The sequence below is a fragment of the Ruegeria sp. BF6 genome (assembly GCF_056538665.1).
In genome coordinates this window covers 395,354-408,167 of sequence record NZ_JBQFTN010000003.1, presented here as the reverse complement: position 1 = coordinate 408,167, position 12,814 = coordinate 395,354, and the positions used below count along the sequence as shown (strand labels likewise).

At 61.8% G+C, this 12,814-nt stretch carries 14 protein-coding genes; 7 read left to right on the top strand and 7 right to left on the bottom strand.

The window, feature by feature from the left end:
• Window positions 1-73 precede the first annotated feature (73 nt).
• From ACR0IM_RS12440 to ACR0IM_RS12420, 5 genes are all read right to left on the bottom strand, one after another.
• The gene (locus ACR0IM_RS12440) at window positions 74-592 is read right to left on the bottom strand and encodes a DUF3035 domain-containing protein (RefSeq protein ID WP_480682092.1); all 519 of its coding nucleotides are present in this window, start codon (window positions 590-592) and stop codon (window positions 74-76) included.
• Between the two features lie 50 nt (window positions 593-642).
• Window positions 643-1,113, bottom strand: a complete 471-nt coding sequence (lspA, locus tag ACR0IM_RS12435) for a signal peptidase II (protein ID WP_480682091.1) — start codon at window positions 1,111-1,113, stop codon at window positions 643-645.
• Window positions 1,113-2,702, bottom strand: coding sequence for a bifunctional phosphoribosylaminoimidazolecarboxamide formyltransferase/IMP cyclohydrolase (purH, locus tag ACR0IM_RS12430; RefSeq protein ID WP_480682090.1), 1,590 nt, complete (start codon window positions 2,700-2,702; stop codon window positions 1,113-1,115). Before purH ends, lspA begins: the two co-directional genes overlap by 1 nt.
• A 22-nt stretch (window positions 2,703-2,724) precedes the next feature.
• Window positions 2,725-4,464 carry a heparinase II/III family protein gene (locus ACR0IM_RS12425; protein WP_480682088.1) on the bottom strand — a complete coding sequence of 580 codons (1,740 nt, stop codon included), beginning with the start codon at window positions 4,462-4,464 and terminating at the stop codon, window positions 2,725-2,727.
• 90 nt (window positions 4,465-4,554) lie between these two features.
• Window positions 4,555-5,811, bottom strand: coding sequence for an RsmB/NOP family class I SAM-dependent RNA methyltransferase (locus ACR0IM_RS12420; protein ID WP_480641175.1), 1,257 nt, complete (start codon window positions 5,809-5,811; stop codon window positions 4,555-4,557).
• Window positions 5,812-5,900: 89 nt separating this feature from the next.
• On the opposite strand from ACR0IM_RS12420, the gene ACR0IM_RS12415 reads away from it, so the two are divergent.
• Window positions 5,901-6,083 (top strand): DUF1674 domain-containing protein, encoded by a 183-nt coding sequence (locus tag ACR0IM_RS12415; protein ID WP_170326393.1) that lies wholly within the window; start codon window positions 5,901-5,903, stop codon window positions 6,081-6,083.
• A gap of 4 nt (window positions 6,084-6,087) precedes the next feature.
• Here the strand turns inward: ACR0IM_RS12415 and ACR0IM_RS12410 are convergent, their stop codons facing one another.
• Entirely contained in the window at window positions 6,088-6,942 is an 855-nt protein-coding gene (locus tag ACR0IM_RS12410) for a LysR family transcriptional regulator (RefSeq protein WP_480682087.1), read from the bottom strand.
• A gap of 97 nt (window positions 6,943-7,039) precedes the next feature.
• On the opposite strand from ACR0IM_RS12410, the gene tmpA reads away from it, so the two are divergent.
• The 4 genes from tmpA (at window position 7,040) to ACR0IM_RS12390 (ending at window position 10,371) form a co-directional block, all read left to right on the top strand.
• Entirely contained in the window at window positions 7,040-8,176 is a 1,137-nt protein-coding gene (gene tmpA, locus ACR0IM_RS12405; RefSeq protein WP_480682086.1) for a 2-trimethylaminoethylphosphonate dioxygenase, read from the top strand.
• The gene (tmpB, locus tag ACR0IM_RS12400; RefSeq protein WP_480682085.1) at window positions 8,173-8,763 is read left to right on the top strand and encodes a (R)-1-hydroxy-2-trimethylaminoethylphosphonate oxygenase; all 591 of its coding nucleotides are present in this window, start codon (window positions 8,173-8,175) and stop codon (window positions 8,761-8,763) included. Before tmpA ends, tmpB begins: the two co-directional genes overlap by 4 nt.
• Window positions 8,760-9,428: an ureidoglycolate lyase gene (locus ACR0IM_RS12395; RefSeq protein ID WP_480682083.1), complete on the top strand. Its 669-nt coding sequence runs from the start codon at window positions 8,760-8,762 to the stop codon at window positions 9,426-9,428. The genes tmpB and ACR0IM_RS12395 overlap by 4 nt, the downstream gene beginning before the upstream one ends.
• 85 nt (window positions 9,429-9,513) lie before the next feature.
• The gene (locus ACR0IM_RS12390; RefSeq protein ID WP_480682082.1) at window positions 9,514-10,371 is read left to right on the top strand and encodes a hypothetical protein; all 858 of its coding nucleotides are present in this window, start codon (window positions 9,514-9,516) and stop codon (window positions 10,369-10,371) included.
• A 378-nt stretch (window positions 10,372-10,749) separates the two neighbouring features.
• Here the strand turns inward: ACR0IM_RS12390 and dapB are convergent, their stop codons facing one another.
• Window positions 10,750-11,559 (bottom strand): 4-hydroxy-tetrahydrodipicolinate reductase, encoded by an 810-nt coding sequence (gene dapB / locus ACR0IM_RS12385; RefSeq protein ID WP_480641181.1) that lies wholly within the window; start codon window positions 11,557-11,559, stop codon window positions 10,750-10,752.
• Window positions 11,560-11,651: 92 nt separating this feature from the next.
• Here dapB and rbfA point away from each other — a divergent pair, with 92 nt between their 5' ends.
• Together rbfA and ACR0IM_RS12375 are read left to right on the top strand one after the other, a co-directional pair.
• Complete coding sequence (gene rbfA, locus ACR0IM_RS12380) at window positions 11,652-12,047, top strand: 30S ribosome-binding factor RbfA (RefSeq protein WP_480592501.1); 396 nt, start codon at window positions 11,652-11,654, stop codon at window positions 12,045-12,047.
• Window positions 12,044-12,787, top strand: a complete 744-nt coding sequence (locus tag ACR0IM_RS12375) for a phosphodiester glycosidase family protein (protein WP_480682081.1) — start codon at window positions 12,044-12,046, stop codon at window positions 12,785-12,787. The genes rbfA and ACR0IM_RS12375 overlap by 4 nt, the downstream gene beginning before the upstream one ends.
• The last annotated feature ends 27 nt before the right edge of the window (window positions 12,788-12,814 follow it).

Below are 12,814 nucleotides of genomic sequence, written 5' to 3'. Positions count from 1 at the left end.
TCCGTTTCGTTTAATGATGTTCAAACTACGGTGGTGCGGCGCAGGTTCAAGGCCGATGACGGAAAGTTAAGGTTTATTCATCAGCCGGGGGTGCAGAAGGGGTCTCGATCCCCGCACGGCGCGCCGCTTCGTTTTGCGCGTCGGCATCGAGTGCCTGACGCTGGTAGACCTGCGTATAGCGGTCCACCTTGAACAGGCGCAGGCGGGTCAGGCGGCCCTGCTTTCTGCGGAATTCGGCATCTTCGGTATCGACAACCTGCCGCGTGTTGGACGGAACACCATAGCGGCTAGAGGCCGTCACCAGCGCTGCATCGGTGGACGGGATGGCGGCATTGGCATTCAATGCTGCCTCGCTGCCGCCCAGTGCCACGACTGCGTCCGCCTTCGGGTTCGGGTCGGTCAGGTTTGTCCCACCCGGCGTGGGCGCAGGCAGGAACTTGTGGTCCTTGGGCTGGGTCAGCGGTTCCACCGGCATGACCGAGAATTCATCCGGCCCCTGTCCCGGTGCCTCAAGATGGCGCAAACCGATATCGGCACATCCCGCTACCGCAAGAATCAGTGTCACAGCAAAAATGGATCGCGACAACCGCATCAGAGTCTCCAGCCAGTTTCAGGCGCTTTTATCGCATATCACCCGGCGCGTCACGAGGGCTTTTTGCCCTCGAACAACACAAGCCCGATGGCACCTGCAAAGATGAACACATCGGCCAGATTGAACACGAACGGGTTGTTGATGCCGCAGCAGGACATGTTCAGGAAATCCAGAACATAGCCATAGATCACCCGGTCCAGCACATTCGCCAGCGCCCCGCCGATCAGCAACCCGCCACAGAACAGCATCAGTTTCGACGGGGTCGTGCGCATCAGCCAGATCAGCACACCGACCGAGATGACCAGCGAGACGCCGATCAACACCCAGCGGGCAGTGTCGGTATCACCTTGGAAAAGGCCAAAGTTGATGCCCCGATTCTCGCCGTATTTGAATACCAGCAAAGGTGGTAGCACGTCGATATTACCCTCGGCCACGCGCATAACGTGAACGACCAGATACTTGCTGACCTGGTCGATCAGAAACGCGGCCAGCGCGGCCCAGAACAGAAGGCGATAGCGCATCAGTGACGGAAATGGCGCATGCCGGTAAAGACCATGGCCAGACCGGCCTCGTCCGCAGCTGCGATCACCTCATCGTCGCGCATCGAGCCGCCGGGTTGGATGACGCAGGTGGCACCCGCCTCGGCGGCCTCCATCAGACCGTCAGGGAAGGGGAAGAACGCGTCCGAGGCCACAGCTGAGCCAATGGTCAGCGGCTGCGGCAGGCCCAGCGCGTCGGCCATGCGTTCGGCTTTCTTTGCGGCAATCATAGCCGAGTCCAGGCGGCTCATCTGTCCTGCACCTACGCCCACGGTCGCGCCGTCCTTGACGTAAACGATGGCATTGGACTTGACGTGTTTGGCGACCTTCCAGGCAAACAGCAGGTCACGCATCTGCTCATCGGTCGGGACCTTTTTGGTGACCACCTTCAGGTCGTCCATGCCGACAAAACCGTTATCCTTGTCCTGCACCAGCAGGCCACCGGCCACTTGACGCACGGTTTTGCCGCCTGCGGTCACATCCGGCAAACCTTCGGTGGTCAGCAGGCGCAGGTTCTTCTTGGCGGCAAAGATCGCTTTGGCCTCGTCCGATGCGCCCGGAGCAATCACAACCTCGGTGAAAATCCCGGTGATTTCCTGCGCGGTTTCGGCGTCAAGCGGCTGGTTAAGTGCCACGATCCCGCCAAAGGCCGATGTGCGGTCGCAATCGAAGGCCGACTTATAAGCATCCAGCAAGGTCGCACCTGTGGCTACACCACAAGGGTTGGCGTGTTTGATAATGGCACAGGCTGCGCCTTGTGCCGGGTCGAACTCGGCCACCAGCTCAAATGCCGCATCGGTGTCGTTGATGTTGTTGTAGCTCAGTTCCTTGCCCTGATGCTGCACGGCTGTCGCAACGCCGGGACGGTTAGTGCCATCAGTATAGAAAGCCGCCTGCTGGTGGCTGTTCTCGCCATAGCGCAGAGTCTGTTTCAGCTCACCGGCAAAGGCACGGCGTTTGGGGGCTTCAAGCTCCAGCGCGTCGGCCAGCCAGTTGGACACGGCAGTGTCATAGGCGGCGGTACGGGCATAGGCCTTTTGCGCCAGCTTGCGGCGGAATTTCGGGCAGGTCGCGCCACTGTGCTGATCCATGTCGCCCAGCAGTTTTTCATAATCCTCGACGTCTACTACAACGTTGACGAAAGCATGGTTCTTGGCCGCCGCACGGATCATCGCAGGGCCGCCAATGTCGATATTCTCGACACATTCATCGTAGTCGGCGCCTTTGGCGACAGTGGCTTCAAACGGATAGAGGTTAACCACCAGCAGATCGATCGCGCCGATGCCGTGTTCGTTCATCGCGGCCACGTGAGTGTCATTGTCCCGCAGGGCCAGCAGGCCGCCATGCACCATCGGGTGCAGGGTTTTCACGCGGCCATCCATCATCTCGGGGAAACCGGTGACCTCGCTCACATCCTTCACTGCAAGCCCCGCATCGCGCAGCGCCTTTGCGGTGCCGCCGGTCGACAGCAGCTCGACCCCGCGCTCGGACAGCGCCTGTCCCAGTTCGATCAATCCGGTCTTATCGGATACGGAAAGCAACGCGCGGCGCACGGGGTGAAGGTCGGTCATGGGTCCAAAGGTCCTTTTGGCGTCAGTCAAACTCGGGCTCGTCCCGGTGCAGGTCGCGCACGGCATAGGCTGTATCCTGCGCCTTGCTCAACGTCCACTGGATGCGGGTCGCATACTCCATTGCGCGCCCGGATAGAACGATCTGTTTTGTCGCGCGTGGCTTTAATCGACCTTTTTCAAGATAAACGCTTGGTTCGACGGCTAATTTTGCAACACCGTCATGGCGGAAAACCCAGATCTCACCGCTTTTGAGCGCCATCGACACCGCCGCGCCGCCCAAATCGATGGCCGCGTCCACATCCGGATGCAGGTGAAACCGGACGTCATAGCGAACGCCCTTGAGGCCCGAGGCATCCATCGCCTTGTCGAACTGCCGCTTGGCCTTGTCGGTGGCAGTCAGCAGAATATCCTCGCCGGTCAATTGGCGCCCGTCAAACCGCAGCTCAAAAGTACGGGCATGGGTCAGGCCGAAGGTTTTGGTGTAGCCATCATGTCCGACCATAAAGCGCGTGCCTTCGAATGCCTCTTCAGCATCCACCGGTACCTCTTGCGGCGCATCGATCAGCGCCTCGCTCTCGTCGCCATTCCCCGCAGGAGCCAGCCGGGCGCTGGAATAACCATCCAGACACAGGGTTGAATGCGACGGTGTCGCACGCCCGGCCCGCCGCCATTCAGACCCGAAGCTTCCGCCCGAGCCGCAATTCACAATCAGAGGCCGCCGCCCCGAGGTCAGTTCGAACGCAAGGGTCGAAGCATGGGCATTCAAGGATGCGGCCCCCTTGGGCGGCGCGCTGGCATCTACGATCACGCTGGTCCGAGCTGCATAGAGACGGGCAAACCCCATTGCCAAACCACGCGCGTGCTGCGGTCGAACCCCGCTTTGGGCCAGCGCCTGATCCAGACGGCCTTCAACCCCGCGCCCGCCGCCGTGAAACCGGGCCAGCGCACCATCGGAATGGCGCAGGCTGCGCAACGTGGGCGCCATCCGCTTAATCGCATCGGCCTGAGCGGCAGGCGTCCCCCGCCCCAGATCACCCAGCGCGGCCGAAGTCCACGACAGCAGGGTGAAGACATCCAACAGTTCTTCGGGATTGCGGGTTGGAATGCCGCCCTTTGCATCGATCTGTTTTTCGCATTCCTTCGCCAATGCGCGCAGGGCCGGATCGGCCATCTGTTCAAGCCCCTTCAACGCCAGTCCAGCCTGAACAAGCCCGGCCAATGCTTCGAACCGAGGAAGCCCCGGCGTGGCGGCCTGCCAGCGTTTGGATAGGAACCATGTCTGCTGCGCCAGCGCGTGGAAGAAAAGTTTGACCTGTTTCTCATCCATACCCCGCAACAGGAACACTGCATGGTTGATCCACCGCGTCACCCGCCGTCCGGTCAATTCGGGTGCCCATCCGTACCCCTGCCCGCGCCCGTGCGTCTCGATCCAGCCCCAGACCCAGCGCTGCGCCTTATCCCGCGCCCGCATGTCCCCGACAGCGGCCAGATCATCCAACCAGGAAAAGCCGTGGCGCTCATCGTCGAAACCAGTGCTTGGGGCGGTGACGTCCCACAGGTTGGTATCCTGTGCCTCAACCAGAAAACCGGCAAACAGCAGATTACCTGCAACCAGCTGCCGCCCACGCGCAAACGATCCCACAGTGCGCGGCTCAGGCTCGGACACAAACCCGGTGACCGCCTTGCGCCGCTGGCTCAACCGCGCATAGAGACGGTTCTGAAACCGTGCCCACCGGTTGGTCATGGTATCTGAGTTCGACATGACGCTCGTTACTCTGCCCCTTGCGCTCTGCTGGCGCTTGAGACCCAACGATAGACCGCACGGATCGTCAAGTCACCGAAAAGCGTCGCGTCAGGCGGATTTGTTCAGACAGGCGATATAGAACCCGTCCATCCCGCCGCGATCCGCCCAATAATCGGGTCGCAGGCGCAGGCCGCCCTCTTCGGTGATCCAGCCCGGCTCGATCCCGGCGATGTTCAACGCATCGCGATCCACCGCCATGTCCGGATACTGTTCCAGGGCCTCTTCGACCTGAACCTCGCCCTCATCCGGCAGCAGGGAGCAGGTGCAATAGACCAGCCGTCCGCCGGGTTTCAGCAGGGTCCAGGCATGGACCAGCATCTGAGCCTGCAACTCGATCAGCCCACCAAATTCCGAGCCGTCCTTGGCAAAAGGCAAATCCGGGTGCCGGCGAATGGTGCCTGTGGCCGAACAGGGGGCGTCCAGCAGGATGGCATCGTACTGGCCCTGATGCTCCAGTGCATCGCCCGCGATGACGTTGGCTTTCAGGCCGATGCGTTTGAGGTTTTCGCGCACCCGCTCCAGCCGCGAGTCCGAGATATCCAGCGCAGTGACCTTGGCCCCGGCTGCGGCCAGTTGCAGCGTCTTGCCCCCCGGCGCGGCGCAGAGGTCCAGCACGGTTTCACCGGTTTTGGGTGCCAGCACCTGCACCGGCAACGCCGCCGCCGCGTCCTGCACCCACCAGTCGCCTGCGTTGAACCCCGGCAGGGTCGAGACCTGCCCCGCATCCTGCACCCGCAGTGACCCGGTCGGCAGCGTGTCTCCGGGGCCGGTTGCGCCCGGCTTTAAGGTAATATCCAGCGGTGCACCGGTAAAATGGGCATGCTCCATGCCTGCGACGGCCTCGGCGCCCCAAGCCATGATCAAAGGCTCGCGCAGCCATTCGGGCAAGCGCGGCACCCGCATCTTGGGCCATGCATCGGGCCCTTCGGCGGCCACTTTACGCAGAACCGCGTTGGCCAGGCCTTTGAGGCGGCCATGCTTGCGCGACCGTCCCACGATCTCGACCATGGAATTGACCACACCATGAGCGGCCTCTCCGTGGCACAGCTCGACCGCGCCGAGGCGCAGCGCGTTGTGGACCGTCAGCGCAGGCGTCCGGTTCAGGTGGTTGTCCAGCAGACGGTCGGCGCGTTCGAGCCCGCGCAGGGTTTCCAACGTCAGGCGTTGCGCCCGCGCGCGATCTTCCGGTTCCAGCCGATCCAACGCGCCTGCTGCCACACACTCGGACAGCAACCGGCCTTCCCCCAGAATCTGATCCAGCAGATAGATCGCGCTGCGTCGCGCCGCTGTAGCGTTGTCGGACATGGAACCGCCTCTGATGTGACCCTCGCCCGCATTGCCAAACGCGGACGGGGGCGTATATCAAGACCCTGCACGGAAAGGAACCCGATGTCATGAGCGACGACCGCAAAGACCTGCCCCCTGCCGCCCAGCGCGCGCTGGCCGAGGCCGAGGAGCGCCGCAAAAAGGCCGAGGCTGAGGCAAAAGAGATGCCCAAGGAACTGGGTGGGCGCGATGGTCCCGACCCGGCCCGTTACGGCGATTGGGAAAAGAAAGGCATCGCGATCGACTTCTGATCGCTCAGCCCCGCAGCGCCTGCAGAAAATCGTCAATCAACGCGCGCTGCTTCTTCGACCGCACCCGATCCTCGGGCCAGGTCAGCCAATAGCCTTCGCGCGTTTCCAGCTTCGGCAGCTCCAGCCTGCACAATTGCCCGCTGCGCAATTGTCCCGACGCCAACGGCACCGAGCCCAGAACCACCCCCATCCCCTGCCGGGCCGCCGCAATCGCGTGACCCATTGAATCGAAGCTGGCCCGAGCGTGTGGTAAATCATCCATTCCCGCAACCGTAGCCCACTCGCGCCAGCCTGGTCGCTCGCCGCGCTGATCGACCAGCGGCGCTCCCCACGCGACTCCAGGCGCGGCCATCGGCACCAGAACCTCCTGCGCGATCAGGGCGGCCTCGCGCCCCGGCCACGCGCCACGACCATAGCGGATTTGCAGCCATGTCTTTTCCTCATCCAGCGAAGATCGGCGCGCCACGGAATCCGTCAGGACCTGCACCTTGGGCCGCATCTCAAGGAACTCGGGAAGGCACGGCAGAACCAGCGCATCAATATGGGAGGACAGGCCCGCGACGCGCAGCTCACGCGGGGACTTGCCAAAAAGATCCTCGGTGTTGCGCTCCAACGCCTGCAAACTATCCTGAACAAGTGGCAGATAGCTTTCGCCTTCAACCGTCAGCGACACACCCCGCGCCTCGCGCACGAACAGCGTCCGACCCAGCCACGCTTCAAGATTTGCGATCCTCTGGCTGACGGCTGCCTGAGTCAGCCCGAACTCTTTGGCGGCGGCGGAAAACCCACCCAATCGACCGGCCGCTTCGAACACGCGCAACCAGTCCAAAGGCGGCAATCCGATCTTTTTCTTAGCCATAAGTTTTTCCAAGCCTCAGCAGCAATAAGGATTAATTGTCGTAATGCCATGGGGCGCGTATTTCCTCAAGCAAAGCCGCGCCGAACAGGAGACCCCCATGCTGCGCACCGCCACCCATGATGCCTCGGTCGTGACCGTCGAGTTTGACACCGGCACCCAGGCCCGTTTCCACGCCATCTGGCTGCGCGACAACGCGCTGGACCCCGAGACCCGCGCACCGGGCAACGGCCAACGTCTGATCACAATCGGCGACATTCCTGCCGATACCGCGATCAGCGTTGCCGAGGTTCTGAACGGCGATCTGAGCGTCACCTTCCAGCCGGAAGACAAAACCGTGACCTTCCCCGCCGCTTGGTTGGTCGATCACATCTATGACCGTGACGCGGTGCAAGACACTGGCCGAATCGCCCCCGGTGTCACCACATGGGAACGTGGCATCGATGCGCCCAGCGCGGGTTGGGACGCGGTGCATACCAGCCCCACCGCCAAGCGGGACTGGCTGGCCGCCGTGGCAGAATTCGGCTTTGCCAAGCTGACCAACGGCCCAACCGAACCGGAATCGCTGCTGAAAGTGGCCGATCTGTTCGGCTATGTCCGTCAGACCAATTACGGCCCCTATTTCGAGGTCCGGACCGAGGTGAACCCGACCAACCTCGCCTATACCGGGCTGGGCTTGCAGGCCCATACCGACAACCCCTATCGCGACCCGGTGCCGACGCTGCAGATCCTGTATTGTCTGGAAAACAGCGCCGAGGGCGGCGACTCGATCGTGGTCGACGGTTTCCGCGCCTCCGAGAAACTGCGCGCGCAGAACCCCGAGGGCTTTGCCCTACTGGCGGGCTACCCGGCGCGGTTCGAATACAAGGGCTCGGATGGCGTTTGCCTGCGCTCGCGCCGCCCGATGATCGAGTTGTCGCCGGACGGAGAACTGATCGGCATTCGCTTCAACAACCGCTCGACCGCGCCGCTGGTCGATATCCCGTTTGACCGGATGGAGGCCTATTACGCCGCCTACCGTCAACTGGGCGAGATCATCGATGACCCGGCCATGGGCGTGTCGTTCAAGCTGGAACCGGGTGAGAGCTTCATCGTCGACAACACCCGCGTTCTGCATGCGCGGTTGGGCTATTCCGGCGCAGGCTCACGTTGGTTGCAAGGCTGCTACGCTGACAAGGACGGGCTGCTGTCGACACTGGCGGCAATGGATATGGCCCAACCGGAGGCAGCGGAATGAAACCGGATTTTTCGACCCTGCACCGGGACAATATCGTCGATTTCATCGGAGACATCTTCACCCGCCGCGGCAGCGAGGAATATCTGGGCGAGCCCGTCACCATGGCCGAACACATGCTGCAAGGCGCCACCATCGCCGAGCAGAACGGGATGCCCGAGGAAATCATCGTCGGCGCGTTGCTGCATGATATCGGCCATTTCACCTCCGAGTTCGGCACCTATCACCCCGACGACACCGAAGACCGCCATCACGAGGATGCGGGGGCCGAGGTGCTGGAGCAGTTCTTCCCCTCGGTCATCACCGATTGCTGCCGCTATCACGTGGCGGCCAAACGCTATCTCTGCGCCACCAAGCCCGAGTATTTCAACCGCCTCTCCGCCGCCTCGGTCCATACGCTGGAATTGCAGGGCGGCCCGATGAGCGCCGAGGAAGTCGCCGCATTCGAGGCCAACCCGAACCTGAAGGAAATCATTCAGGTCCGCTATCTGGACGAAGCGGGCAAGCGCCCGGACATGGAAACCCCCGACTTTGGCCATTTCGCACCGATGGTGCAACGCATGGTCGACAAACATTTGGTTACGTCATGAACGCGCCGGAATACATCTTTGAGGCCAGCACCAAACCCTCGCTGCCGTGGCACGAGGTTCCGCTGATCCGCGCCACCGACGAGTCGGTCAAAGGCTATGGCTGTCTGGTCGATGACCCCGAAGGGTTCGAGATCGAGATCACCCGCTGGCCGCAGCAAGGCTGGCGCCCCATCGACGAGGGCACCGGTGACGAAGGCGGCTGGGTCGAGGGCACGTTCCACGGTGAATGGAAGGGCGATGTGCTCTATGGCCGGAACGAAGCGGTGAACGGTCACTATGTGCTGGGCTGGTCGACAGATCCGCAGCAGGCGCAGGCGGAACGCCAAACCGCGCCGCGCGATCAGGTGTTGCTGTGGCACATGAATTACCACCCCGATGGCGGACAGATGTTCTGGCCGCTGGACAACAAGCCTTTCATCATCCCCGCCGCTTTGCCCGGAGACAACCTGACGCCCGACAAGGTGGTGGCCTTCTGGTGCGACGGCTCGCGCGGGCTCTATATCCATCCCGGCATTTGGCATGAGGGGATTTTCCCCGCTGAGGACAACCAACGTTTCCTTGACAGACAAGGCGCGGTTCACGCACGGGTCAGCGCGGATATCGGCAAGGAATTCGGCGTCTACCTCGCCTGCCCGTTGCGTGCGGACCAGGTTCGGGATCTCTAAAAAATCGCTTTCTGAAACCCTTAACCCTTGCCACCAACATCTGTGATACGCTCGCCCCACGTCCAACGGGCATGGGAGGCATCAAATGGGACTGAACAGACGTAGGGTCGTCCAGTTGGGAACCGCGGCAACAGTCGGAACGCTGCTGCCGCATGTAACGCTTGCTGCAGCCGACAAAAATGAGGCGTTTGAACAGGGCTTCAGCCATACGCTCACGCGCCTGAAAACGTTATTCGCAGAGCTTGGCTTCGCCGAGTCCGATCCGCTTTCGATTGTATCCGGGGACGCGGATTATAACGGTGGCTTGCGGCACGATTTTGATCAGTCCGCACTGCCGTCCAACGCCTTTGTCATTCAACCCTTGGCACGGGTGGCGGATGTAGACGAGAAACACCGCCCAGACGTGCTGCCCCTGTTCCATGAGGTCGGCTGTCACCCTAAGGACGCCGATGGTCAGGCTGCGACCCGCCTGATGATGCGCCTATTGACCGAGGGGTTCGGTCTCGACCCGTCCCGCATCGCCTTTGTCAGCGTGCCGCAATCCGAAGACATGCGCCCGGTGCTGGACGAGATGGGCCTGCCTTTTGCGGAAAAAGTCCTGCTGCGTGACGAGGCCGAAGCCCTGGCAGCACGCGATGCCTCGGGCTTTTTCTTCCCCGATCCGTTTGGCGAAGACTACATCGTAACCATGGGCGTTTATTACCGCGTGGGGGAAACGGATGAACCCGCCCCCGGCACCTATCCGCCATCGGCCAACTGGACCGAAATCGGTGAGATCGTCATCAGCGGAGAGGCCGCGCCGCTGGGGATCTCCATCGGAGCCGAGCGCCTGACCTATGCGGTCACTGGCCAGTTCCCAACCTGGGATCAGCGGCTGGGCGCCTTGTTCGCACAGGTCGAACTGGACGGCACCGAGCCGCCCGGACTGACCTCGTTTCGCTAATTTGAGCTGCGTGATTGCGAGGGTTTAGGGTTGCTGACTTTGATTCTCATTTTAGTCGGGTACGTGGTCGTCATCGTTCTTACATCATGGGGCGCAATGATTTTTCTCACGTCGGCCTTCCCAATTTTCAAGTTTCGGGAAGAGTTTGTTGAGTTCTGGATCAGAACACGGGGCTTTCCGCCGACACGCAAACAATTGCTTCTGAATGCCCACGGGGCATGCAATAAAACGATCTGAACGTACCCAATGGGATTCGGATCGTCCCGAATAGCAATTACTTTCACTTTGCCATGCTACAGTTCGCATCGCTTTTTGTTGCAGTGTTGTTTTGGATTCTAGCGTTCTTTGTTTTTGTTGTCGTGAGCGCGTATTATTAATTTACAACCCCAGCACATCCACCATGTCATATTGACCGGGCGCTTTACCTTGCCCCCACAGCGCTGCCTTCAGCGCGCCGCGGGCAAAGATGGCGCGGTCGGTGGCCAGATGGCGCAGGACGATACGTTCACCGGGGGCAGCGAACAGGACATCGTGTTCGCCGACGATGTCTCCGCCGCGAATGGCGTGAAAACCGATATTGCCGCGTTGACGCGCACCGGTGATGCCGTCGCGACCCCGGTCGGACACGTCCACCAGATTGACCCCGCGCCCCTCGGCCGCGGCCTCGCCCAGCATCAAGGCGGTACCAGAGGGCGCGTCGACCTTGTGGTGGTGGTGGCCTTCGATCACCTCGATATCGAAATCCTCATCCAGCGCAGCGGCGACCTTTTTGGTCAGTTGCACCAGCAGATTGACACCGAGGCTCATGTTCCCGGCCCGCACGATCACCGCATGGCGCGCTGCCGGTTCCAGCGCCGCGATCTGATCATCGCTCATGCCGGTGGTGCCGATCACATGGACGCATCGCGCCTGCGCGGCCAGGGCGGCAAATTCCAGCGTTGCCTCGGGCGCGGTGAAATCGATTACTGCCTGCGCCTGCGCAAACGCCTCCAGAGGGTCGTCGGTCACGATGACGCCCTGCGCCTGTCCGCCCATCGCCGTGCCTACGTCCTGACCGATCCAGTCGTGACCTGCGCGTTCGACCACACCGACCAGACGCGCCTGATCGCTGTCGGTCACGGTCTTGATCAGCATCTGCCCCATACGGCCCGAAGCCCCTGTGATGACGATACCCGGAATATGGGTCATTTCGCTGGTCCCTTTCATAAAGTCGGCTCAAAGCCTCCTACCCCGTTCGCGCCCGCTTGGCAAAGCCCCGCTTTGCGCTTAGATCGGGGTGTATGGCAAAGAACAAATTCCACGATGGCCCCGGCCCGTCCCAACGACAGCTGCGCGTCGGCGAACTGATCCGCCGCACCCTGTCCGAGGTTCTGGCGCGCGGAGATGTCCACGACCCCGACCTGAACCGAATGTCGATCACCGTAGGCGAGGTGCGAACCTCGCCCGATCTGAAGATCGCCACCGCTTATGTGCTGCCGCTGGGCGGCAAGGGCCAAGAGGACGTGATCGACCTGCTTGCCCGCAACAAGGGTGAGCTGCGGCGCATGGTTGGGAAGAAGGTTGGTCTGAAGTTTTCACCCGATCTGCGGTTCCGTCTGGATGACACGTTCGACCGTCTGGACGACACCCGCCGGATGTTCGAACAGGACGCGGTACGCCGCGATCTGGACGAGTGATCCGCAGTCTGGTCACTTTGGGCGCAGTCCTCTGGGCGGCGCAGGCCTCTGCGGTCACCTGTGAAAAGCTGACCCACGAGGACAAGCGGTACACCATCTGCGAAGTGGATGCCGCATCCGAAGACCTTCGCCTGTTTCTGAACGATGAAGACGGCGATCTACTGGGGCATTTCTCATCGGTGAACGAGGCGCTGGCCCCCAGCGGCAAACGGCTGGCCTTTGCGATGAACGCGGGCATGTATCACGACGACCGCTCGCCGGTCGGCCATTATGTCGAAGAGGGTCAGGAGCAAATGCGCGTGATCCCCAATGCCGGCCCCGGCAATTTCGGCCTGCTGCCCAACGGCGTGTTCTGCATCCGTGACGGTCGCGCCGATGTGTTCGAAACGCTGGACTATCTGGACCAGACGCCCGGGTGCCGTTTTGCCACCCAATCCGGCCCAATGCTGGTGATTGACGGCGAGTTGCACCCGCGTTTCCTGTCCGATTCGACCTCGCGCTACGTGCGCAACGGGGTCGGCACTAGCACCGATGGTACGCGCGCGGTGTTTGCGATCTCGGAAGACTACGTCACCTTCCACGAATTCGGCAGCCTGTTTCGGGATGTGTTGAAAACACCGAATGCGCTGTTCCTGGATGGCAATATCTCGCGGATGTATGAACGGGTTGGCAACCGGTCTGATGTCGGCTTCTCACTGGGGCCGATCGTGGGTGTGGTCGAAGACGTCCCCACAAATTGACAGCGACAGAGTGATCCGCTAACCCGC

What these genes read in the sequence shown, in the direction of transcription:
- ACR0IM_RS12440 (WP_480682092.1), bottom strand. Translation starts at nt 592, where the DNA reads ATGCGGTTGTCGCGATCCATTTTTGCTGTGACACTGATTCTTGCGGTA.
- lspA (WP_480682091.1), bottom strand. Translation starts at nt 1,113, where the DNA reads ATGCGCTATCGCCTTCTGTTCTGGGCCGCGCTGGCCGCGTTTCTGATC.
- purH (WP_480682090.1), bottom strand. Translation starts at nt 2,702, where the DNA reads ATGACCGACCTTCACCCCGTGCGCCGCGCGTTGCTTTCCGTATCCGAT.
- ACR0IM_RS12425 (WP_480682088.1), bottom strand. Translation starts at nt 4,464, where the DNA reads ATGTCGAACTCAGATACCATGACCAACCGGTGGGCACGGTTTCAGAAC.
- ACR0IM_RS12420 (WP_480641175.1), bottom strand. Translation starts at nt 5,811, where the DNA reads ATGTCCGACAACGCTACAGCGGCGCGACGCAGCGCGATCTATCTGCTG.
- ACR0IM_RS12415 (WP_170326393.1), top strand. Translation starts at nt 5,901, where the DNA reads ATGAGCGACGACCGCAAAGACCTGCCCCCTGCCGCCCAGCGCGCGCTG.
- ACR0IM_RS12410 (WP_480682087.1), bottom strand. Translation starts at nt 6,942, where the DNA reads ATGGCTAAGAAAAAGATCGGATTGCCGCCTTTGGACTGGTTGCGCGTG.
- tmpA (WP_480682086.1), top strand. Translation starts at nt 7,040, where the DNA reads ATGCTGCGCACCGCCACCCATGATGCCTCGGTCGTGACCGTCGAGTTT.
- tmpB (WP_480682085.1), top strand. Translation starts at nt 8,173, where the DNA reads ATGAAACCGGATTTTTCGACCCTGCACCGGGACAATATCGTCGATTTC.
- ACR0IM_RS12395 (WP_480682083.1), top strand. Translation starts at nt 8,760, where the DNA reads ATGAACGCGCCGGAATACATCTTTGAGGCCAGCACCAAACCCTCGCTG.
- ACR0IM_RS12390 (WP_480682082.1), top strand. Translation starts at nt 9,514, where the DNA reads ATGGGACTGAACAGACGTAGGGTCGTCCAGTTGGGAACCGCGGCAACA.
- dapB (WP_480641181.1), bottom strand. Translation starts at nt 11,559, where the DNA reads ATGACCCATATTCCGGGTATCGTCATCACAGGGGCTTCGGGCCGTATG.
- rbfA (WP_480592501.1), top strand. Translation starts at nt 11,652, where the DNA reads ATGGCAAAGAACAAATTCCACGATGGCCCCGGCCCGTCCCAACGACAG.